The 22,659-nt window shown below is 42.9% G+C and carries 15 protein-coding genes; 7 read left to right on the top strand and 8 right to left on the bottom strand.

Annotation, left to right across the window (positions count from 1 at the left end):
- Positions 1–18: 18 nt before the first annotated feature.
- From LQ201_RS00985 to LQ201_RS00970, 4 genes are read left to right on the top strand one after another with little or no spacing between them, the layout of a single operon-like run.
- A complete protein-coding gene (locus LQ201_RS00985) occupies positions 19–1,080 on the top strand; it encodes a DGQHR domain-containing protein (protein ID WP_230144108.1) in 1,062 nt (353 codons plus the stop codon).
- A 2-nt stretch (positions 1,081–1,082) separates the two neighbouring features.
- A complete protein-coding gene (locus LQ201_RS00980; RefSeq protein ID WP_230144109.1) occupies positions 1,083–2,045 on the top strand; it encodes a hypothetical protein in 963 nt (320 codons plus the stop codon).
- Positions 2,046–2,101: 56 nt separating this feature from the next.
- Positions 2,102–2,746 carry a hypothetical protein gene (locus tag LQ201_RS00975; RefSeq protein WP_230144110.1) on the top strand — a complete coding sequence of 215 codons (645 nt, stop codon included), beginning with the start codon at positions 2,102–2,104 and terminating at the stop codon, positions 2,744–2,746.
- 30 nt (positions 2,747–2,776) lie between these two features.
- Positions 2,777–3,601: a hypothetical protein gene (locus LQ201_RS00970; protein WP_230144111.1), complete on the top strand. Its 825-nt coding sequence runs from the start codon at positions 2,777–2,779 to the stop codon at positions 3,599–3,601.
- A 97-nt stretch (positions 3,602–3,698) separates the two neighbouring features.
- Here LQ201_RS00970 and LQ201_RS00965 read toward each other — a convergent pair whose 3' ends face one another.
- Positions 3,699–4,097, bottom strand: a complete 399-nt coding sequence (locus LQ201_RS00965) for a helix-turn-helix domain-containing protein (RefSeq protein ID WP_230144112.1) — start codon at positions 4,095–4,097, stop codon at positions 3,699–3,701.
- 120 nt (positions 4,098–4,217) lie between these two features.
- Here LQ201_RS00965 and LQ201_RS00960 point away from each other — a divergent pair, with 120 nt between their 5' ends.
- Positions 4,218–5,537: a hypothetical protein gene (locus LQ201_RS00960; RefSeq protein ID WP_230144113.1), complete on the top strand. Its 1,320-nt coding sequence runs from the start codon at positions 4,218–4,220 to the stop codon at positions 5,535–5,537.
- Positions 5,538–6,514: 977 nt separating this feature from the next.
- Here LQ201_RS00960 and LQ201_RS00955 read toward each other — a convergent pair.
- Both LQ201_RS00955 and LQ201_RS00950 read right to left on the bottom strand, forming a co-directional pair.
- Positions 6,515–6,754: a hypothetical protein gene (locus LQ201_RS00955; protein WP_230144114.1), complete on the bottom strand. Its 240-nt coding sequence runs from the start codon at positions 6,752–6,754 to the stop codon at positions 6,515–6,517.
- A gap of 623 nt (positions 6,755–7,377) precedes the next feature.
- A complete protein-coding gene (locus LQ201_RS00950) occupies positions 7,378–7,908 on the bottom strand; it encodes an NAD(P)H-dependent oxidoreductase (RefSeq protein ID WP_230144115.1) in 531 nt (176 codons plus the stop codon).
- A 99-nt stretch (positions 7,909–8,007) separates the two neighbouring features.
- Between LQ201_RS00950 and LQ201_RS00945 the strand changes: the two genes are divergently transcribed.
- Positions 8,008–8,370 carry a helix-turn-helix domain-containing protein gene (locus LQ201_RS00945; protein WP_230144116.1) on the top strand — a complete coding sequence of 121 codons (363 nt, stop codon included), beginning with the start codon at positions 8,008–8,010 and terminating at the stop codon, positions 8,368–8,370.
- A gap of 1,037 nt (positions 8,371–9,407) precedes the next feature.
- On the opposite strand, the gene LQ201_RS00940 is transcribed toward LQ201_RS00945, so the two are convergent.
- The 5 genes from LQ201_RS00940 to LQ201_RS00920 all read right to left on the bottom strand — a co-directional run bounded on the left by LQ201_RS00940 (position 9,408) and on the right by LQ201_RS00920 (position 20,736).
- The gene (locus LQ201_RS00940) at positions 9,408–9,752 is read right to left on the bottom strand and encodes a hypothetical protein (RefSeq protein ID WP_230144117.1); all 345 of its coding nucleotides are present in this window, start codon (positions 9,750–9,752) and stop codon (positions 9,408–9,410) included.
- Positions 9,753–9,881: 129 nt separating this feature from the next.
- Positions 9,882–11,078 (bottom strand): Na+/H+ antiporter NhaA, encoded by a 1,197-nt coding sequence (gene nhaA / locus LQ201_RS00935; protein ID WP_230144118.1) that lies wholly within the window; start codon positions 11,076–11,078, stop codon positions 9,882–9,884.
- 1,019 nt (positions 11,079–12,097) lie between these two features.
- The gene (locus LQ201_RS00930; RefSeq protein ID WP_230144119.1) at positions 12,098–12,988 is read right to left on the bottom strand and encodes a type IX secretion system membrane protein PorP/SprF; all 891 of its coding nucleotides are present in this window, start codon (positions 12,986–12,988) and stop codon (positions 12,098–12,100) included.
- Positions 12,989–13,026: 38 nt separating this feature from the next.
- Positions 13,027–18,273, bottom strand: a complete 5,247-nt coding sequence (locus LQ201_RS00925; RefSeq protein WP_230144120.1) for a CehA/McbA family metallohydrolase — start codon at positions 18,271–18,273, stop codon at positions 13,027–13,029.
- Between the two features lie 1,842 nt (positions 18,274–20,115).
- The gene (locus tag LQ201_RS00920) at positions 20,116–20,736 is read right to left on the bottom strand and encodes an L-threonylcarbamoyladenylate synthase (protein ID WP_029275823.1); all 621 of its coding nucleotides are present in this window, start codon (positions 20,734–20,736) and stop codon (positions 20,116–20,118) included.
- 83 nt (positions 20,737–20,819) lie between these two features.
- On the opposite strand from LQ201_RS00920, the gene LQ201_RS00915 reads away from it, so the two are divergent.
- Complete coding sequence (locus tag LQ201_RS00915) at positions 20,820–22,481, top strand: FMN-binding glutamate synthase family protein (protein ID WP_230144121.1); 1,662 nt, start codon at positions 20,820–20,822, stop codon at positions 22,479–22,481.
- The last annotated feature ends 178 nt before the right edge of the window (positions 22,482–22,659 follow it).

Here is a 22,659-nt window from a genome sequence, read left to right as displayed (position 1 = left end):
ATTTCAAATTAAATTTAAATGAACGCCGAATCAAAATTTCTCGACCCAATACCTGCAATTCCGGTTAAACAGGGTGAAAATGAATTTTATATATTCACAATTAATGCAAAAAAGTTACTATCTATCTCATACACCAGTGAGAGAACTCAAAATAATAGAGATGGCATCCAAAGAGGGCTTAGGAGAGATCGTTTAATTAAAATTGGTAAATATCTTCAAGGAGAAACGTCAGGAATGCCAATATTACCCAATACGATCATTGTTAGCTTGAGTAGTGATAGTTATTTCAAAAATGGCTTGTTGCATATCGCTAATAAAGAGTTTGCTGAAGCATTTGTAATAGATGGCCAGCATAGGCTATGGTCTTTCTCGGAAGAATTTTCAAAAAAAACAGATATTAATATTGTAGTATCTGCATTTATTGCATTAGGGAATGAGAAAAAAGCATTAATATTCAAAACAATTAATGGAGAACAAACAAAAATAAATCCATCACTAGTTTATGATTTAATACCAATGCTGAGGGAAAAAGATTGGGTTAAATTTGAAGATCTTAGATCACAAGAAATTGTAAGCTATTTCAATACATATGAAAATTCCCCATGGGCAAAGAAAATTTCAATGGTTGGAGAACCAGGGAAAATAATTAGTCAATCATCCTTAATGGCAGCAATAAAGAAGTTATTTAAGAAAGGACATATTTTCTATAGTAGTGGGAATGTTGATGATTTATATGAAGCAGTAATTCAGGAAAATTTATTGAATGAATATTTTATCTCTGTATCTGATGCTTATAGCGTAGAGTGGGACAATAAGGATTATTTGTTAAGTAAATATGTTGGTGTCTCAGCAATATTGATGCTCCTCGAGTTAATAGTCAATGATATAAGGCAAAATAAAAGTATTGTAGATGAAAAAGGGTTAAACATTACTTCAGCAGATTTTGATCCTTACATCGCCAAATTGAGAATATATAACTTTTCGGCGAAAGATGCTAAAAAAGAGGGTAAATCCTATGTTGGAGAGGGAGGCGTAAATGAATTATTTAAGAAAATTTCCAATATTATTTTTCCTCAATAATTATGACGCAGAACGGACTCTCAACAAACGACATTAGTAGTTTGATTAATAAATCTTGGACATTAAGAGATCAAAAAGTTGCTTTCGCTGGAAATTTTGTACCGAGTTTGAATCCAATAGCATCTTTGGTAGACCCGGTTGTTAGTGGACTTCACTTGAATCGAGAAACAATAAAACCTGGTTTATTGGTCGAAGGCCAAGATCTCACAAACTTAATTTTGAACCAAGCATTAGAGTATTTTCAAAAAGCACTTTATAACTTTAATTCACACTATGTATTAGCGAATCGAGGATTTAGCACGTGGGCTAGTGTGACTAACTATTATTCTAGTTATTTCTCTGTCTTTGCATTACTATCTCTCCAAGGTAGGGTTATAACTAAATTTAGGTTGACCGCAACTGAAGATATACCCTGTATGATTCATCCAGAAGACTTTAAAGTTCATAAATATATTATCACTAGTAAAGAAGCTGGCGGTAAAACACATCAAGTTCCCTGGAAGAAATATTATACAATTTATGATACATATCAGATGATAAAACCTGAATTTGATGTAGTACAATCTAAAAGCTTTGTAACTGAATCTATAGACGAAACTGAAGAAAGGAACAAAATCAATTATAGGATTTTTGAGGGATTTCAAGAGGTATTGAACCTAGCAGACATAACTACATTTAGAACACAATATTCTGATTCCTTAGCGAGTCCAGTTTTGGGTGAAAATATAGATAAGTATTTAGATACTTTGAGGTCATTATCAACAGATCCGTCCTTTAAATATTTTGCGCGCTCTGCTTTAAGGCTAATTCTTATAAAATCTATTTTTGAAGAAATTGGTCAGATCAATAATGATTTTAAACTTGAGTACGAACGAAGAGTGCCTATTTGGCAGACAACTTTATTCGATATTTATGCACCACCAACAAATTACTATGAGAATTTTGTAAATACATTTTTGAATTAATATTTTCAAATGGTATCTAAAATTCAATTAAACTATCTCTCTACTTATAAAATTTCATGGCTGAAAAAATAAAAAAAAAATTACAAGATTCAAGAGAAGAAAGATACAAGTTGCTTATATCAGCTAGGAATTTTCACTATGATAATTTCAGTAAGTGGGCAAACTATTTTTATATTGCTATTGGAGCATTATTCGTTGCATATTATTCTATTGTTACTACTCCAAAGGACTTATTTGAAAAGAAGTTATTCTCTTATGTAGTTTTATCATTAGGCTTTTCATGCTCATTGTTGTGGTATTGGAGTTCAAAAGGTTATTATTATTGGAATATAAATTTTATCTCTCTGGTAAATAATTATGAAAGTAAGATACTAGAGTGGGATAAGGAAGAAAGAATCTATTTCGTTTTTGCAAATAAAAAAACTCAAAATAATTATTATGCGCCTTGGAGTGGTGCAAATATATCAACTTCAAAAATTGCCATTTTATTTTCCTACATCATTACATTATCGTGGGGATTCTTGATAACTTATAAAATATTGACGCTTCGTTTATGCGAAGATAGTGGATGGACAATTTTATTATCCATTTTTGTATCAATTTGTTTAATTCTTATTCTCAGTTTGTTAATCCCTAAATATATATTATATAGTAAAATTGACCATTTTCCGGATTTAGAACTTAGTCAAAAAGAAGAATAAGCTTGTAAGATGGATAGGATTAGATATATAATGATTACCAATTGGAGTTGTCATTGGGATGATTTACAATTGAAGTTCAACAATTCTACCCTTTTCACTTTTCCGTTAATAAAAGATGGAATTGAAAAAGAGTCACTGACGCAACAATGTGAAACTTTATTTATTAAACTTACAAAGAACAATGACTTCGAAAAGGCGTGGTACGGTATCTCGAAGAATTTTAGAAAAACATATTATAAAACTAAAGATGCAATAAGATTTGATGTCGCTGATTTGGTAGAAGTTGATTGCCCAATGGAATATAAGACACTTAAAAATGGGTGGCATAAGAATTGGGCCAATAGTAACTATCTGTCAGTAAACAATAGCAGTACAAATGGTCTTTTAGAGCCAGGTTTTTTTGCTGAAATGAAAAATTGTGGGTGGGAGGAATTTGAATCATTTAGTTTTGTCTTATTAAAACTTTTAGGTATAAATAATATTCACAAATACAGTAGTTTAGACAATAGAGGTAAGGCAGATGGTTTTTTTAAATTCCAAAATCTTTCTGTACTTTATGACTCAACATTAGAATCGAAATTTGATAAAAAAAAGGAAATTCAAATAAATAATTATTTAGATCAGATAAAAAATGATAAGATAGTGATTCGAGATCATTACTATTCGTTAAAGGATACCACGAAACAAGTATGGATAATTTCTAGAAATACCGGAACTCGATTAATAAGAAATGAAGATGGGATAAAAGTTAAAGAAATTGGTTATCTAACTCTTATCGATTTGTATAAGCGAAGATTGAATGAGGAGATTACCTTAGATGAGTTAACAGATCTTTTAAAGACATTAAATGGGTAATTTGAGTTTGTTGATAATTTTGTGAATAAGTGATTTTATAAATCGCATAAAAGCCCAATCATCTCTGATTGGGCTTTTACTTTTATAGTTATTTTTTCTATTTATTCTTCAATATCTCCACTTTCTCTCTTTCGCTTTCCAATAGTCGTTCTAGCAAAGCGACTTTCTCATCATATAACATAACAATCTTTTCAATTGGGCTAAAATTATAGTAATGACCGTAAGAACTTGCATTGTCATTATATGTATTGGCAATAAAACTTATCGTAGCTTCATCCGAGTAATTCTTAATCGCTTCCGCAGTTACGCCCAACACCTTTGCTACTTTTTCTAAAGTGCTATCCTCAATTTCTTCGCTTTGCTCGAGTTTGCTAATGGCCTGCTGGCTAATGCCGAGTGCTGTAGCGAGGCTTTCCTGTTTCATTCCGCGCAATTCGCGGATGCGGCTAATTTTACGGCCTATATGTGTTCGGTTGGGTTTTTGAGCAGTTTCCATAGCCAAATATATCTAAATTTTTCGTGTGGTAAGAAACAACTGCCTAATTGTTTTAAACAATTGCCTGTGGTTCGGTACCCGGTTTTTCTGTCGGAAATTGTAATTATTAAGCATGAAGATATGAAAAAGAACCTATTAAAGCCAGTAGAAAGGGCGAAAGAGGAGTCTGCGCTAATTACAATTACAGGGAAACCACTTTCGCAGTTTTACAAACTGCCTTTCGAAAAAGGGAGCAGAGTGTTGAGGTTAGAGGTACTTGAATTGCATAGTACATTTAGGGTAGGTAAAAAAACTAACCTGGTAGAAAGGAAACTACTTTCTTTTAAGCAGGGGTTGTTAACCGTTACCATTAAATTGAAAAATGAGGCGCCAGAAAGGGTTTACATTTGGGTAGAATACGATCATCTGTTGGTGAGCTGTAGTGTAGATACTGATGAAACGTACCTGGGGCGTTATGCTTACCATATTTTGCGGGCCATGCTGTGGACGGGCAGCCTTGATTTTAATAAATATTACTGGCCCGAATGTTTTGGGGTAAATACGGAGCGATCTAAATATGTAGATATTATTAAAAAACCTAACGGACCGGAGATTAGATTAAAGAAAAAGTTTATCGGTTTATTTAGGCCTGGTGATTATTTCCCAGAGGTTAAGGAGCGGGTGCTTGAGCAGCGGCCAACAGGGGCTAAACATGCCGTTGCTAATTTGGTACCGATGGGTGTTGGCTATTGTTTTGCCAATACAGATCTGCAGAATTTCCACAGCAACCATTATCCTTTTCTTATTCCTTATGTTTATGCTGCCACTGCTTACCTGAAAACGGTTAAATCGTACAAAAGTTTCGTGTTTAATGCGCAAGATGTTGAAGGGATAAGTGTATCGCCACAACAGCAGGAGCTGAACAGCATTTGCTTTGCCATGAAAAAGATTGCTTCAATACGTTTCAGTGCACTACCCGAAACCGTTGCTGAAATTAACAGGATTAATGAGGCTAATCACCTCGAAATTTTTAAGCTCTGGAACAATGCCTTGCCATTATTGGTACAACAACCTTTTACGCACTACTTATATACGTATGGCATGCGGAATGTTGCGGGCAAGCCAGTAAGGAGGGATATGAAACTGGCTTTTTTCTCGATGGATATTCCTGTTTTAAGCTTTTTGTTAAGGGATAAGGGTGATTATTACGAACTGCAGCTTAGGCTTAAAGTGAAAGGGAAGCTGTTGAAATTAAGTAGCGATAGCTTTGGGCTGTTTTTGGTTTGCGATTGCGTTAAAACGTATTTGTGGTATTTGCTTGGAGCAGAAATGGATTATAGGTTGGTATGGTTTTTTAGTAAGGTAAATTTTAGGGTACAGGTACCGAAAGGGTATTATAAAGCGCATTTTGAAAGATATGTTGAGGGGATTGAGCGGTGGTATGTGGTTAAGAGGGTTTAATGAGAGGTGTTTGGTTTTTGCAGTATCTCTAATACGGTCGTTATTGCGAGGCACGATTTGCAAGTTTTGCCCTTCGCGCAGTCTTGCCTCGGCTCACCGCCGCCGAGGGGCTCTTACCTTTTTCTTGATAAAAAGGTAACCAAAAATCAAGGCTTGCATCCTTTCTTGTAAAAACCTACGGAAATCTTAATTGCGGCAGCATCGAGGCTCTCACCCTTGCTTATTCCCAACGCACCCGCTTGATCCTGCCTTGGGCTGTGGGGTTATGAGGGGAAGTGCACAGGTTTCCGTGCTTTTTCCGGCGAAAATCTGCTAGGCCGGATAGCAGGGAGCAGATAGCATGTGCCACATTGCAGGGTGCGGTAATTTGTTTTTTAGTCCTTTCCCTTTCAGGGGAAAGGTGCCGATAGGCGGATAGGGGTTTGAGGCGCTCGCTGTAATACGGTCGTCATCCGATAGCTATCGGATCCCGCGCAGGTGGGAACCTTAAAGTGGTCGCTATTCTTTGCCGCTGGCTCAGGCTTGCCTCGGCTCACCGCCGCCGAGGGGGCTCTTTCTTTTGGCTTGGCCCAAAAGAAACAAAAACCCAAGGCTTGCATCCTTTCTTGTAAAAATCTACGAAAATCTTAATTGCGGCAGCATCGAGGCTCTTACCCCTTGCTAATCCTAGCGCTCCCGCTTGATCCTGCCTTGGGCTGTGGGGTTATGAGGGGAAGTGCACAGATTTCCGTGCTTTTTCCGGCGAAAATCTGCTAGGCCGGATAGCAGGGTGCAGATCGCATGGAGCATATTGCAGGGTGCGGTAATTTGTTTTTCAGTCCTTTCCCTTTCAGGGGAAAGGTGCCGCTAGGCGGATAGGGGTTTAAGGCGCTCGCTATAATACGGTCGTCATTGCGAGGCACGAAGCAATCTTAATGCGCTTGCTATTTTCTTGGCCCTGCTCGGGCTTACCTCGGCTCACCGCCACCGAAGGGCTCTTACTTTTTCCTTGATGAAAAAGTAACAAACCTGAGCGCAGCGAAAGCATGGCTACCTTTAAAAACAACAAACACCAAGGCATAACTGAAAGGCTTGGAACTGATGTCGGATAAATTCGTTAAAGCTTTTTTGGTCGTCAGCACAAGCCCCCGATGAAGGATCGGGGAGGGCGTGCTGCCTCTGGGTAGTGGTAGGTTGAAAGGAGGTGCAAAAGCTTTAACGTTTTCTCCTTCCATCATTTCCTAGGCCGGATAGCGAGGTGCAGATAGCATGGCGCACACTGCAGGGGGAGGTAATTTGTTTTTTAGTCCTTTCCCTTTCAGGGGAAAGGTGCCGATAGGCGGATAGGGGTTTAAGGCGCTCGCTATAATACGGTCGTCATTGCGAGGCACGAAGCAATCTTAATGCGCTTGCTATTTTTTTCTTACCCCTTGCTGGGGCTTGCCTCGGCTCACCGCCGCCGAGGGGGCTCTTTCTTTTGGCTTGGCCCAAAAGAAACAAAAACCCAAGGCTTGCATCTTTTCTTGTAAAAACCTACGGAAATCTTTATTGCGGCAGTATCGAGGCTCTTACCCTGGCTTATCCCATCGCACCCGCTTGATCCTGCCTTGGGCTGTGGGGTTATGAGGGGAAGTGCACAGATTTCCGTGCTTTTTCCTGCGAAAATCTGCTAGGCCGTATAGCAGGGTGCAGATCGCATGGGGCATATTGCAGGGTGCGGTAGTTTGTTTTTTAGTCCTTTCCCTTTCAGGGGAAAGGTGCCGTTAGGCGGATAGGGGTTTAAGGCGCTAAAATTAACGCTTGTAATCGCGTTCTTTGCGAAAAACTTTGCACCCTTTGCGGTTAAATATTAGCTTAATCTTTACAACGAATCTAAAAAATCTAAATACAAAGGAACGCTTTCTTCTATCCATTTTTTCGACGTGTTATGCTCCATTCCATAATATGCAAATGGGGGTTGGTAATCGGCTTTTACATATTGGAAGGAGAGTTCGTACGGACGGGTTAATTCTGCTAATGTATATTTATATTTTTCTGATGGACGCAGTTCGTGTTCTTCAACGCCTAATGAAATGGCCAGGGCAATTTTCTTTCCAGACAATTTATAACCGCTTTTGCTGCCATAAGCCCATCCATGAGTAAGTACTTCATCCATCCATTTTTTTAAAAGTGAGGGGCAATTGAACCAATAATAGGGGAATTGGAATACGATTTTATCATGTCGTTCAACCAGCTTTTGTTCTGCCAATACATCAATCTTTTCATCTGGATATGCCTTGTACAGTTGATGGACTACATATTTATCAGGGTATTTATTTAATTCTTCAATCCACCGCTTGTTGATTAGGGAACTTTTAATATCGGGATGGGTTACAACGATTAGTGTTTTCATTTTTACAAATTTTGGTGATTATAAAGCGCAAAAATAGATGCATAACCGCTTATTTTGTAAATTAGCAACCAATTGTAAGGTACTATAAAAAATGTAAGCATGTCTAAAATCAAGGAAACCTCAACCAACTATGCTAACAAACAAGCTTTAGCTGATGAGTGTTTAGAAGTTTATGCAGCCAACATTATCGGCGGGCAATGGGCTTTAGTAATCTGTTCGTGGTTAATGAATGGCAAACTCAGATTTGGAGAGTTAAAACAACATTTGCCAAATATTACCGAGCGGATGCTAACCTTACAGCTACGTAAATTAGAGGCAGCTAGAATTGTTAAGCGAACCATATACGCCGAAGTTCCGCTACGGGTGGAATACGAACTAACCGAAATTGGCCTTGAATTGAGGCCAATTATTCATGCACTCGAGAGTTGGGGTGTAAAACATAAAAGTCTGTTAGGGGAGTAGCTGGCCTGGTTTAGTTTAAGGTCAGCATCCAAAACTTAATGCTTATCTCTTTTATTCGAAGCGCATACCTCGAGGGGGTGAAGCGGAAGGTTTGAAAATGATAGGCGGATAGGGGTTTAAGGCGTTCGCTATAATACGGTCGTCATTCTCGCGCATGCGGGAATCTTAATGCATTCGCTATTTTCTTGCCCTTCGCATAGTCTTGCCTCGGCTCACCGCCGCCGAGGGGCTCTTTCTTTTCTCTTGATAGAAAAGAAACAAAAGATCAAGGCTCGCATCTTTTCTTGTAAAAACCTACGGAAATCTTTATTGCGGCAGCATCGAGGCTTTTACCCTGGCTTATATCCCTGCGCACTCGCTTGATCCTGCCTTGGGCTGTGGGGTAATGATGGGGAGGTGCAAAGATTTCCGTGCTTTTTCCGGCGAAAATCTGCTAGGCCGGATAGCAGGGAGTAGATAGCAGGGTGCAGATAGTATGGGGCGTATTGCAGGGTGCGGTAATTTGTTTTTTAGTCCTTTCCCTTTCAGGGGGAAGGTGCCGATAGGCGGATAGGGGTTTAAGGCGCTTGCTATAAAACGGTCGTCATTGCGAGGCACGAAGCAATCTTAATGCGCTCGCTATTTTCTTGGCCCTTGCTCAGGCTTGCCTCGGCTCACCGCCGCCGAGGGGCTCTTACTTTTTCCTTGATGAAAAAGTAACAAACCTGAGCGCAGCGAAAGCATGGCTACCTTTAAAAACAACAAACACCAAGGCATAACTGAAAGGCTTGGAACTGATGTCGGATAAATTCGTCAAAGCTTTTTTAGTCGCCAGCACAAGCCCCCGATGAAGGATCGGGGAGGGCGTGCTGCCTTGGATAGTGGCAGATTGGAAGGAGGTGCTAAAGCTTTAACGTTTTCTCCTTCCATCATATCCTAGGCCGGATAGCAGGGTGCAGATCGCATTGGGCATATTGCAGGGTGCGGTAATTTGTTTTTTAGTCCTTTCCCTTTCAGGGGGAAGGTGCCGATAGGCGGATAGGGGTTTAAGGCGCTTGCTATAAAACGGTCGTCATTGCGAGGCACGAAGCAATCTTAATGCGCTCGCTATTTTCTTGGCCCTTCGCGCAGTCTTGCCTCGGCTCACCGCCGCCGAGGGGCTCTTTCTTTTGGCTTGGCCCAAAAGAAACAAACCTGAGCGCAGCGAAAGCATGGCTACCTTTAAAAACAACAAACACCAAGGCATAACTGAAAGGCTTGGAACTGATGTCGGATAAATTCGTCAAAGCTTTTTTAGTCGCCAGCACAAGCCCCCGATGAAGGATCGGGGAGGGCGTGCTGCCTCTGGGTAGTGGTAGGTTGAAAGGAGGTGCAAAAGCTTTAACGTTTTCTCCTTCCATCATTTCCTAGGCCGATAGAATGATGCAGATCGCATGGTGCACACTGCAGGTGCGATAACTTGTCTTTTAGTCCTTTCCCTTTCGGGGGGAAGGTGCCGATAGGCGGATAGGGGTTCTGTGCCCCTCTGTGTTTTACTTTGTGTCCTCTGTGGTTAAATTGCCTTCTGTGGTTAACCCTTTAGCTTTCACCGATTTCAAAAACACAAACCCCACCACGCCCGATAGGATCGAAGCCGTTAAAATTGCAAACTTTGCTTCCGAAACATGGAGCACTTCGCTAAAAGAGAGCAGCGCAATAAAAATCGACATGGTAAAGCCGATTCCGGCGAGCATGCCCAAACCTAAAATGTGTTTCCAGCCTGCTCCGGTGGGTAAATCGGCCCATTTTAATTTCACGGCTAACCAGCTGAAAAAGGTTACGCCAATGGTTTTACCCACGAATAAGCCTACGATAATGCCGAGGCCGAGAGGTGAAACCAGTCCGGCGAGCATTTCTTTTTGAAAAGTGATATTGGTATTGGCTAATGCAAAAATGGGCATAATGATGTAGTTTACCGGCGTGGTTAAAAAATGTTCCAGTTTTTCAAGTGGCGATTCTTCATCCGTTTCGTTAGTAGGGATGGTGAAAGCCAACAGTACCCCTGCAATGGTGGCATGGATGCCAGAGTGGTGAATGAAATACCAAAGGAATATGCTTGGAATGAGGTAAAATGCCAGTTTCTTTACGCCGAAATAATTCATCAGTCCTAAAAGAACAAGGATGCCTCCGGCCATGGCCAGGTATTCGAAATGAATCTGGTTAGTATAAAAGATTGCGATGACCAGGATGGCACCAAGATCATCGACAATGGCTAAAGCGGCCAGGAATATTTTTAAACTGGTGGGTACACTTTTACCGAGCATGGCAATAATGGCAAGGGCAAAGGCGATATCGGTTGCCATGGGGATGCCCCAGCCTGATGCCGAGCTTTCTCCTTTGTTAAACAGGCTATAAATTAAGGCAGGGACGAGCATGCCGCCGAGCGCTGCAATTACGGGTAAGGCTGCGCTTTTAACGGAAGATAATTCTCCTTCGAGCAGTTCGCGTTTGATTTCGAGCCCTACGAGCAGGAAAAATATAGCCATTAAGGCGTCGTTTATCCAGGCTAAAATGCTGTAGTTGATAGCGCCGAAGCCTAGTTTGGTTGCTAAAAAAGCTTCGAAACTTTCTTTTGAATCGGTGTTGGCGATGAGTAAGGAAATTGCCACGCAGATCAACAATAAAAAACCACCTACTTGTCCGGAACGAAAGAAACGCTGAAATACTTCTAGATTGATGAGTTTAGCCATAGGGGTAAAAATAGTGAAATAAGGGGGAAAGGGGGTGGTTTTTGTGAGGAAATTTGTTATTTAACGTAGTCGTCATTCCCGCGTATGCGGGAACCACGAAGTGCTCAGCGAAGCTAATTTTAAAATTTGCTATTCTTGCCCTTCGCGCAGTCTTGCCTCGGCTCACCGCCGCCGAGGGGCTCTTTCTTTTCTCTTGATAGAAAAGAAACAAAAGATCAAGGCTTGGAACTGATGTCGGATAAATTCGTCAAAGCTTTTTTGGTCGCCAGCACAAGCCCCCGATGAAGAATCGGGGAGGGCGTGCTGCCTCGGGGTAGTGGTAGGTTGAAAGGAGTTGCAAAAGCTTTAACGTTTTCTCCTTCCATTCATTTCCTAGGCCAGATAGCATGGCGCCGATCGCATGGGGCATATTGCAGGGTGCGATAATTTATCTTTTGCCCTTTCCCTTTCAGGGAAAAGGTGCCGATAGGCGGATAGAGGGTTGAGGCGCTCGCTATAATACGGTCGTCATTCCCGCGCAGGCGGGAACCTTAAAGCGGTCGCTATTCTTTGCCTTAGGCTCAGTCTTGCCTCGGCTCGCCGCCGCCGAGGGGCTCTTTCTTTTGGCTTGGCCCAAAAGAAACAAAAACCCAAGGCTCGCATCCTTTCTTGTAAAAACCTACGGAAATCTTAATCGCGGCAGTATCGAGGCTCTTACCCTGGCTTATCCCAGCGCACCCGCTTGATCCTGCCTTGGGCTGTGGGGTAATGAGGGGAAGTGCGCAGATTTCCGTGCTTTTTCCGGCGAAAATCTGCTAGGCCGATAGCAGGGAGCAGATCGCATGGAGCATATTGCAGGGTGCGGTAATTTGTCTTTTAGTCCTTTCCCTTTCAGGGGAAAGGTGCCGATAGGCGGATAGGGGGTTAGGCGGATCCGTGGGAACGCGATCAATTAAAAAAGCCACAGACCTAGTATCTGTGGCTTTCGTTTTGTTGCATTAAGATCCCCGCATGCGCGAGGATGACGACAGTCGCTTTAATTAAGGTTTCTTACCGATATTAACCCTGATATTCACTTCAAAATCGCCATCGGTATAACCACTGATTGCCGAAGTTGCGGTGTTGTAATATGCCATAAAATATAAGGTCGATTTATAATTCATGCCAAAACCAATAGTAGCATTCTGGGTATTGTGGTACATGGCCATTACGTACAATTTATCGTTGGCAAAATTTGCATTTAAACCTGCATCCCAAAGGTTGTCGTAATTTTTAATGCCTCTAAAAACACCTTTTGGTTCTAAGCTGATTCCGTTTATACCTGATCCCAGCATGAACTTATAACTCACCGCCGAATAAAACGTGGGTTTGTCGGCAAAGTTTAAATCGTCTTTTCTAAAAACGGAACGCATGTTCGGTACGGCACCTTCAACGGTTAATCCTTTCGAAGTATAAGAGATCCCAAAATCGCCATCTACATAATAACCCCTGTCGTTAAAACGGGCAATGGACGGGTCGTTAATATCACTGTTTCTTACGCTGCTTAAATCCAGTTTATCCTGACTGGCACCAAAAGAGATCCCGAAGTTTAATTTCTGGTCGTCGCTGTTTAACGGAAGGTGGTAAGCAAAGGTTCCGACAGCTTTGGTGCGTTGGATACCACCCGATTTCTCGTTGTAGATATTTACACCCCAACCCACTTTGTTCACCTGTTGATCTAAGGTTACGCTCTGGGTAATGGGTGCACCTGGAATGTTCGACCACTGCTTGCGGAAACTTCCGTTGATATTAAAACCTTCGTTTATACCGGCCATTGAGGGGTTAACGAGGTAACGGTTCTGGAAATATTGTGCATTGAGTGGAAGAATCTGTGCTTTAACAGAACCCAAAAATAATGTGCCTGCAGCAAATAGAAACGTTACGCGACGCATTTGCTTTATGTTTTTTGTAATTGCTCTCATGTCTGTAATTAGTCTCTAATGATGTTGATATAACCTTTAAAAGTGCCTGTGCCGCTACCTAAATCGATGATGTAATAATAGGTGCCTTCATTCAGCGGACTACCGTTTATGGTTCCGTCCCAATCGTTGGCATAAGTGTGTTTGGTATATAAAATCCGACCGGCCTTATCAAATATCTTCAAGGTATTGTTTGGATAATAATCGATGTTCTTCACGATAAATTTATCGTTGTAACCATCACCATTAGGCGTTATTACAGTACTGGCGTCGAGTTTATAATCTTCAACTACCGTGATGGCAATGTTTTGATCGCTCACACAGCCACTCGCATTGCTTACGGTAACACGGTAAGTACCGCTCTGTTTCGGTCGGATGGTTAAGGCAGCAGTACTTTGCCCGCTAATGATGTCGGTGCCTGTCCAGCTGTATCGCGTACCGCCGGTAGCCGTTAAAACGATGGCATCGCCTTTAGAAACCGATAAACCTTTGTTGCTGCTGATAGAAACTACAGGTAAAGCGTTTACCGTTACCGTGGCTGTTCCGGTTTGCGTTTGGGTAGCATAGGCATCGGTCACGCTTACTAAATTGTAGGTAAATGTACCTGTTGCGCTGGTTGGCACACTAACTGTTGCCGTGGTTGAACTTGTGCTTACCGTACGGTTACTACCTCCATTAATACTGTAGGTAAAGGTGTAAGGTGCTGTTCCAACTGACCCGGTAAAGGTAATATTTGGTGATGAACCGAAGTTACATACGGATGTATTACCTGCAATGGTGGCTACTGGTAAAGGCCGAACCGTTACCGTGGTTGAAACATTTTGGGCCTGTGCACTAAAAGCATCGGCAATGCTGGTGATGGTGTAAACGAATGTACCTACTACATTGCTTGGTGCCGTTACTGTTGCAGTATTGCTTGTTGCTCTCAATGTTTGGCTGCTGCCTCCATTAATGTTATAAGTGAAGGTAAACGGTGCAGTGCCTGCAGTTGCCCTAAAGGTAATTACCGGAGCAGTGGCGTTTTGTGGAACAGCAACACTGGCACTTAGTGCGGCAACCGGTTTGGCGTTAATATGAAGATTGGCAGCATTATAGTTGATGGTGTAATTGCTACTTAAAGCCAGGGTTCCCTGCTGAATGGCATAATCGCCTGCGGTTTCGCCCGCCACACGGCTTAATGCTCCTGTAAAAGCATCAGCACCAATTAATGCAGGGCTGGAAACATAGGTAAATGCGGGATCAGCTGTTCCTTCTAGCTTGGTTTTGGCATCTGCCGTTACCGTAATGCCTTTAGGGGCAATGGTTAATACCTGTTGTTTGGCAACTGCCGGGTTAAAGAAAGTATCGCCAGGTTGATTGGCTGTAATGGTTACCGTACCTGCTTTTACAATGTGGATATCGTTATTGCTGATGGTGGCAATATTGGTATCGCTACTGGTATATTCGATGTTAATGGCCGTATTGTCGCTCGTAGCCCCTGCAACCAAATCAGGGTCGCCATAAGTAGCGGTTCTGGTAGCGGTAAAGGTAATGTTCTGGTCTTTCTTAACGGTTGCATCATCCCTGGTGTACCAGATGGGGGAGGTAATGATCCGGCTTCCGTCTGCCTCTACAATATCAGCATAATAATAGCCTGTGGCCAGGTTGGCCAGGGCATTATCGGTATAGGTTAAACTTGCGGTTGCACTGGTGGTTAACTCTACCGGATTGGTGCCGCTTCCAGGTGTTCCGTATAAAATTTTAATGCTCGTTACCGCACTTGTGGTCATCGAACTCACGGAGATCTGTGGTGCACCGGCGGTTTTGAATACACTGCCTACGGGTTGTTTGTTGATGGTGAATACGACTTTAGCGGCCGAATCTTCTGAAGCATAAAAACGCATCTTTTTAATGGCATCCAACAAATCGTTCTCCGTAAGGGCAGGAGCCAATACCACTAACCTCGCACGGGTGTGCTTACCAAAGGTTAAATTGTGGTTATCATGATCGATGGTTGCACCAAGGTGATAACCTTTAGCCAGCATGCGGTTATAATAGCTTAAATAACTCATTGAGCTGGCGGGATCAGAATAGGTAACATTGGTCGAAAATGCAGGACCACTTTCTAAGGCCGCACCTACAATGGCGCTATCGGCACTTAAATCGTAAGTCGCCGAGATGTTGTTATAATCGGTAGTATTGGGGTGAGCCAAAGTAGCTATGGCATTTAAACCATGGCGGTTAATGATCCTGAATAAACCCGTTGGCCCGGTATAAGTACTTTTAGGTACATAAATCTGGTTTTCGCCGGGCTCCCAGCCAATCAGTGAATCGATTCCGTACACAATTACGTGTCCGCCGCCACTGATTACGCCCCATTCCATACCGTGCAAAGCAACGAAAGTAGAAGTGGTTGCATTTTTGGCTGCAATGATACCCGGTTGCCAGTTGGCCAATGACATGCCCGCCTGGGTATGGTTATGCTCTGATATCCCAAGGAAATCGAGGTTCATCGCCGTTTTGGCAAAAGCATAATCATCCTCTGGTTTTTTGGTTAAATCGTCTTTATTTCCGTCAGAATAACTGCTGTGACTGTGTAGGTTACCATAATAGAAATTGAGTTTGTTTACATCAAGGATGCCGGTTTTAAAGTTCCCTAAAAGAGGCTGCGTGGTTAAATACAAAGGGCCACCGCTGCAGGCACTATTTACCGCATAGGTGAAAAAGTAATAATTGGTGTTTTGGGTTAAACCATTTCTAATAAATGAAGTGCCCGTTCCTCTTTTCACCACGATACCACCACCTAAAGCATCGCCTACATTATAAACCGTTTGGTTTACCGGTGCTGCGGTTAAGGTGCTGCTGGTGCTCATCACCACCAGGTATTCATCAGCTGCGCTGGCGGCGGTGAAAGAAGCTTGGATAAAGTTATAGTTAGCAGAAGTAATGGTAAAACCTGTAGGTTGTGCGGTTGGAGTGGCACAAGGCAATAAGGTTTTAGTAGTTTGTGCTGCGGTTAAAATGTTGGTGGTTAAATATTTCGGTCCGCCGGTACAAGAAAGGTTGTTTAACGGAACAATAAAATAATTGTAAGTAGTAGAACTGTTTAAATTGTTATCGGTAAAGGTATTGCTTACAATTTTGTTGATTACCGTGCCCCCACCAAAAGCAGAACCAATGGCATAAGCGGTACCATCAACCGGAAGCGCGCTTAAGGTGGCATTTAAACTTCTGATGATCAGGTATTCGTTGGCATCGGCCGATTTAGTGAAAGTAGCGGTGATACTACCTGTGGTTACGGCGCTAAAAACCAATGCGGTTGCAGGGCTGCTTGGCGCGGCGCAGGCAGGTAAGTTAGGTGGGAAATGTACACCCAATCTATTGGCATCGTCATCATCAATGGCATTTTGAACAGTAGCAAGTGGTGTTCTGGTCCAATCGTCGTCTACATAAGCAGGACTGGCAGCGGTTACATTCAAACTTCTTACATAAGAAACATCTTTGGCGTTAACACCCTGACCGAAAGCATCGATAATGTTGTTATTGGCATCTAAAAGGGCCACACCATCGTTGCCGTTAAAGTTGATTACGGTGTTGCTGTTTAAGATGGCACTGGCAGGACTTAGGTAAGGTACTTCCGTATTGCTATTACCCGTATTGCCCAAAATTACGGAGCCATGGGCTGGGATGGTAAAGTTTAAGTTTACCGTTTGCGAAGGTGTACCAGTGATGTTGATGTTACCCGCATCGCCCGAAATATTGTATAAAGCTAATTTTAACTGTGGTGATGCGGTATTGATCGGTGCATTGCTCAGGTTGGTTAATTCGATCCATTTGTTTACAGAAGTTCCTTCGTAATATTGGCTGATGATTACGGGGGCGCTTACCAAAGGAGGATTGGCAGTGGTAGCATCTACCGTGGCAACTGTGGTTTGTAAATTGCCGGCTGCATCCTGTGCCACAACATATAAGGTATAGCCGGTACCAATTGTTAAACCGGTGATGGATGCACTGGCATCGGTATTGGCCGTGTTGGCAAATGATCCCGATTTTAAAGCTGCAGATCCACTTCCATCCTGTGCGGCTTTCACCTGTGCAGGTGTTGGGGCAGTACCGCCAGTAAGGGCTAGCACATAATAAGTGGTACCTGCTTCGTTAATGTTGTTTGCAAAAGCTACCGAGGTAGTGGTAACCGTTGTTGTTTTGGGATAAGTGGCTGCGGTTACCGGTGGGCTAACGTCGCCTACAATACCAGTACCTGTAAGGGCAACATTTATAAGATTTGCTCCGGTACTCGAAATTTGGACGTTGCTTGAAGATGTACCAGTGACCGTTGGACTATAGCGTACGTAAACCGTTGGCGAAGCCGAAACTTCGGCAACACTGTAGGCTACAGATGTGCTGAAAGTGCTATTATCTTTGGATACCGTAAAAGGTAAAGTTGTGCTAACGTTGGTATTTGCTGTGGTATTGCTGCCGCTTAAAGTGAAGCTCTGCGCAGTAGAATTTGTTGCAATACTTTGGTTTCCAAATGCCAAGCTGGTTGGCGATGTTGATAAAACCGGTGTAGTGGGGCCACCGCTTTTCGGAGTGATGCTAAAATTGTCGATCGTGTAAATACCGTCGCTTCCCGAATCATCAGTATCTGTCCAGCGGATATAAAGTGTGGCACCATTTGCCCAGGTAATGGCGGTGATACTTCCCGAAATAGCCGTTTGATTTGCAGGTAGGTTTCCATCAATACCAGCCGCTGCGGTAGTTGTGGTTAACTTTTCGTTAAGGTCCATGCTACTAAGTGGTAGCCAGGTGGCCGATGCATCGGCAACGCTTGTGGCATTGAAACTGTATTCGAAATTTAGTTTTTCGTTAACCGTAGCTGTCGAACCGCTTCTCCATTGTTCCATCACACCCGATAAATCGATTGAAGTTACAGTTGCGCCGGTGTTATTCTGGAATCCTGCACCAAATCTTGGTACCAACGAACCAGAAGCCAGACTTCCTAACGATCGGTCAGCCGCTCCGGCTGTTCCTGCGTTGTAGGCAGCACCGGCATTTGACGAAGCGGTGTAAACCGTTAATGTTAAGGCTGAACCAACGGCTACGCCGCTTGTGCCACTGGCTTTAACGGCGCTCCATCCGGCAACTGTTGAAGTCCCCGTTGCAGTCATGCCATCAAAATTTTCTAATCTAGCTGTATTTATTGTCGTTAGTGAGACTTGGGCAGATAAATAATTGGAGAAAATCAGAAAAAATAAAATGAGAAGTAAAGGTCTTTTCATATAATAAGTTTTGTTTACAACAAATGTATATGCAAAAGCCTTATAATCAGATTAACTTAATGTTAATTTGGGCGATTGTGGAAAAATAAACATAATAAGGAATAATTTTTTGATTGGGATGACGTTGATATGCTTTTTTTTGGCGTTTTGGTTTAAAGATTCGACTTACTATCATTGACAGATACTAAAAATCGGCAACATCTCGACCGGAGCGATTGATACGGCAGTAACTTGGTCATTTTTGCTGCTAAATAATTTTCTATCATCCTGAGGCACGAAGGATCTTTTGCCGAAAGATTCTTCACTGCGTTCAGAATGACAATTGTAGGTTTTGCCCTAGGCTTGGGCTTGCCTCGGCTCACCGCTATAATACGGTCGTCATTCCCGCGCAGGCGGGAACCTTAAAGCGGTCGCTATGTTGTTGCCCTCCACGCTGTCTTGCCTCGGCTCACCGCCGCCGAAGGGGCTCTTTCTTTTGGCTTGGCCCAAAAGAAACAAAAACCCAAGGCTGGGAACTGATGTCGGATAAATTCGTTAAAGCTTTTTTGGTCGCCAGCACAAGCCCCCGATGAAGGATCGGGGAGGGCGTGCTGCCTCGGGGTAGTGGATGGTTGAAAGGAGGTGCAAAAGCTTTAACGTTTTCTCCTTCCATCATTTCCGAGGCCGGATAGCATGATGCAGATCACCTGGAGCACATTGCAGGGTGCGGTAATTTGTTCTTTTAGTCCAATCCCTTCGGGTGAAAGGCGCCGATAGGCGGATAGGTGTTTAAGGCGTTCGCTATAATACGATCGTCATTCCCGCGCAGGCGGGAACCTTAATGCTTTGCTGTTCTGCTGTCCTTTTCTATTTTGCCCCTTGCTCGGGCTTGCCTCGGCTCACCGCCGCCGAGGGGCTCTTACTTTTGGCTTGGCCCAAAAGTAACAAAAACCCAAGGCTCGCATCCTTTCTTGTAAAAAACTACGGAAATCTTAATTGCGGCAGTATCGAGGCTCTTACCTTGGCTTATCCCATCGCACCCGCTTGATCCTGCCTTGGCTTGTGGGTTAATGATGGGGAGTGCGCAGATTTCCGTGCTTTTTCCTGCGAAAATCTGCCAGGCCGGATAGCATGATGCAGATCGCATGGCGCACATTGCAGGGCGCGATAATTTGTTTTTTTAGCCCTTTCACTTTCAGGGGAAAGGTGCCGATAGGCGGATAGGGGTTTAAGGCGCTCGCTATAATACGATCGTCATTGCGAGGAGGAACGACGAAGCAATCTTAATGCGCTCGCTAGGAATTGTGCGCCATTTTATTTTGCTTTGTCATCCTGAGGCACGAAGGATCTTTTACTGAAAGATTCTTCACTGCGTTCAGAATGACAATTGTAGGTTTGCCCTAGGCTTGGGCTTGCCTCGGTTAGCCACCGAAGGGCTTTTACTTTTTCCTTGATGAAAAAGTAACAAACCTGAGCACAGCGAAAGCATGCCTGCCGTTAAAAACAACAAACGCAAAGGCATAACTGAAAGGCTTACATCTTTTCTTGTAAAAACCTACGGAAATCTTTATTGCGGCAGTATCCAGGCTATTACCCCTTGCTAATCCTAGCGCACCCGCTTGATCCTGCCTTGGCTTGCGGGTTAATGATGGGGAGTGCGCAGATTTCCGTGCTTTTTCCTGCGAAAATCTGCCAGGCCGGATAGCATGATGCAGATCGCATGAAGTACATTGCAGGGTGCGGTAATTTGTTCTTTTAGTCCAATCCCTTCGGGTGAAAGTTGCCGATAGGCGGATAGGGGTAAGGTGCTCGCTATAGTCGCTCGCATCCGATAGCTATCGGATCCCGCGCAGGTGGGAATCGCTACAAATACTCTTCAATATTTCCTTTACCCTCACGGATCACCTCGAACTCGCCTGTGGTACAATCGATTACTGTAGAGGCATCGTTATCGCCGTAACCGCCGTCGATTACCAGATCAACCAGGTCTTCATATTTTTCGTGGATCAATTCCGGGTCGGTAGAATATTCGATTACATCATCGTCATCCTTTATTGAAGTAGATAGGATGGGGTTACCCAATTCTTTTACAATACAACGGGCAATGTTGTTATCGGGTACACGGATACCCACTGTTTTTTTATTGGAACTTAATAATTTGGGTACGTTGTTGTTCGCATTAAAAATAAAGGTAAACGGACCCGGTAGTGCTTTTTTTAACACCCTGAAAGTGGTATTGTCAATTGGTTTAATATAATCGGAAATGTGTTTTAAATCGTGACAGATGAAAGAGAAATTGGCCTTCTCAGGTTTGATACCACGTATTCTGCAGATTTTTTCGATCGCTTTCGGGTTGGTGATATCGCAGCCCAAACCATAAATGGTATCGGTTGGATAGATGATCAAACCACCTTTCTTCAACACTTCAACAACTTGTTCAATGGCTCTTTCGTTCGGGTTTTCTGGATAGATCTTAATAAGCATAGCGTAAAAATAACAAATTAATGGTGTCAGTTGTTTAATAATCCTAATCTTTGTACCAACAAAACATACGCTAATCTATTATTATGAGAAAAGCTTTCGTTGCGATTGCCGCATTTTTAATTGCCCTAACCATTATGCTGGGCCTTTACCATCCGTTTTTATGGTGGACATTCATCTTCACTGGTCCTTTTGTAATTCTTGGTATTTACGATTTGTATCAGCCCAAGCATAGTATTGTAAGAAATTACCCGGTTTTTGGCCGTTTAAGGTACTTTATGGAAGAATTGAGGCCAAAAGTTTACCAGTACTTTGTAGAAAGTGATACCAACGGTACGCCTTATAACAGGTTAAACCGCTCATTAATTTATCAACGCGCTAAAAAGGATAACGATACCATTCCATTCGGAACGCAGTTAAATGTTTACGATAATGGCTACGAATGGTTAAGCCATAGTATTGCCGCCATTTCTCACCACGAATTAAATTTGGATCCACGTGTTATCGTTGGTGGACCAGATTGTAAAAAACCTTACTCTGCGAGTATTTATAATATATCGGCCATGAGTTTTGGCTCCTTAAGTCAGAATGCTATTCTGGCTTTAAACGGTGGTGCTAAAATGGGCAATTTTGCACACAATACCGGTGAAGGTGGAATCAGCGATTATCACCGTCAGCCAGGAGGCGATTTAATCTGGCAGATTGGTACCGGTTATTTCGGTTGCCGTAATGGCGATGGTACCTTTAATTACGATGCTTATGCAGAAAGGGCAAAAACCGACCAGGTAAAAATGATCGAAATTAAACTTTCACAAGGTGCTAAACCTGGGCATGGTGGTATGCTGCCTGCAAAAAAGGTAACGCCAGAGGTAGCCAGGATCCGTTTAGTGCCCGAAGGTAAAGATGTATTGTCGCCACCTGCTCACTCGGCATTTAATACCCCGATCGGTCTGTTGGAGTTTGTGAAGAAACTCCGCGATTTATCGGATGGTAAACCAGTAGGATTTAAACTTTGTATCGGTCGTAAAAGCGAATTTTACGCCATTTGTAAAGCCATGGTAGAAACCGGTATTTATCCTGATTTTATTACCGTTGATGGTGGTGAGGGCGGAACAGGTGCTGCTCCACAGGAATTTTCGAATTCGGTAGGCATGCCATTGCGCGAAGGTGTGGCTTTTGTGTACGATGTTTTGAATGGTTTTGATCTGAAAAAACACATTAAAATTATCGCCTCGGGTAAAGTGGCAACAGGTTTCGATCTGGTTAAAAATATCGCCCTGGGTGCCGATATGTGTAATGCTGCCCGTGGAATGATGTTCGCTTTAGGCTGTATTCAGGCTTTAGAATGTAACAGCAATACCTGCCCAACAGGCGTAGCTACACAAGATCAGAGTTTAATGAAAGGTCTTGTGGTAGAAGATAAAACCGTTCGGGTTAAAAACTTCCACAACTTAACCGTGGCCAGTGCTGTAGAATTATTGGGCGCTGCGGGTTTAAGAGAAACGCATCAATTAAGCAGGGCGTATATCAACAGGCGGGTGAGTCCGAGTGTAATGCAGAGTTATTTAGAGAGTTTTCCATATATCCCGGCAGGCAGTTTGTTAAAAACGCCTTATCCAACGCGTTACGAACTGGGCATGGCGCTGAGCACTTCGGCCAGTTTTGCCCCAACCGATTATAAGGTTTCGGCGGTAGATTATGCACATGCCAATCCGTACGGAGATAGTATGCATGATGACGGGCGATAAATCTGGGGATGACTTCCGAAGTTTTAATAGGTTGAGCGTCGGCAGAACTTCGTAAATCTAGCATATGGCAACTCATTAGTTTTTTGGAAAGCAAGGGCAGTGGTATTTAGGCTTGTTTAGTCCTGCTTTTTGCTTCTGCCGATGAAAAATCGGTATCCGCGTCAATCAGGTTTAGGTG

It is taken from the genome of Pedobacter sp. Bi126 (assembly GCF_918698245.1).
GTDB lineage: Bacteria > Bacteroidota > Bacteroidia > Sphingobacteriales > Sphingobacteriaceae > Pedobacter.
Note: the sequence above shows the minus strand (reverse complement) of the source record. Positions and strands in the feature narration are given on the sequence as shown.

Excerpts from the sequence above, each read along its gene's own strand:
- nhaA (WP_230144118.1), bottom strand. The coding sequence starts at position 11,078 with ATGGCTAAACTCATCAATCTAGAAGTATTTCAGCGTTTCTTTCGTTCC.
- LQ201_RS00945 (WP_230144116.1), top strand. The coding sequence starts at position 8,008 with ATGTCTAAAATCAAGGAAACCTCAACCAACTATGCTAACAAACAAGCT.
- LQ201_RS00975 (WP_230144110.1), top strand. The coding sequence starts at position 2,102 with ATGGCTGAAAAAATAAAAAAAAAATTACAAGATTCAAGAGAAGAAAGA.
- LQ201_RS00960 (WP_230144113.1), top strand. The coding sequence starts at position 4,218 with ATGAAAAAGAACCTATTAAAGCCAGTAGAAAGGGCGAAAGAGGAGTCT.
- LQ201_RS00955 (WP_230144114.1), bottom strand. The coding sequence starts at position 6,754 with ATGATGGAAGGAGAAAACGTTAAAGCTTTTGCACCTCCTTTCAACCTA.
- LQ201_RS00915 (WP_230144121.1), top strand. The coding sequence starts at position 20,820 with ATGAGAAAAGCTTTCGTTGCGATTGCCGCATTTTTAATTGCCCTAACC.
- LQ201_RS00970 (WP_230144111.1), top strand. The coding sequence starts at position 2,777 with ATGATTACCAATTGGAGTTGTCATTGGGATGATTTACAATTGAAGTTC.
- LQ201_RS00920 (WP_029275823.1), bottom strand. The coding sequence starts at position 20,736 with ATGCTTATTAAGATCTATCCAGAAAACCCGAACGAAAGAGCCATTGAA.
- LQ201_RS00980 (WP_230144109.1), top strand. The coding sequence starts at position 1,083 with ATGACGCAGAACGGACTCTCAACAAACGACATTAGTAGTTTGATTAAT.
- LQ201_RS00950 (WP_230144115.1), bottom strand. The coding sequence starts at position 7,908 with ATGAAAACACTAATCGTTGTAACCCATCCCGATATTAAAAGTTCCCTA.
- LQ201_RS00925 (WP_230144120.1), bottom strand. The coding sequence starts at position 18,273 with ATGAAAAGACCTTTACTTCTCATTTTATTTTTTCTGATTTTCTCCAAT.
- LQ201_RS00985 (WP_230144108.1), top strand. The coding sequence starts at position 19 with ATGAACGCCGAATCAAAATTTCTCGACCCAATACCTGCAATTCCGGTT.
- LQ201_RS00930 (WP_230144119.1), bottom strand. The coding sequence starts at position 12,988 with ATGCGTCGCGTAACGTTTCTATTTGCTGCAGGCACATTATTTTTGGGT.
- LQ201_RS00940 (WP_230144117.1), bottom strand. The coding sequence starts at position 9,752 with ATGATGGAAGGAGAAAACGTTAAAGCTTTTGCACCTCCTTTCAACCTA.
- LQ201_RS00965 (WP_230144112.1), bottom strand. The coding sequence starts at position 4,097 with ATGGAAACTGCTCAAAAACCCAACCGAACACATATAGGCCGTAAAATT.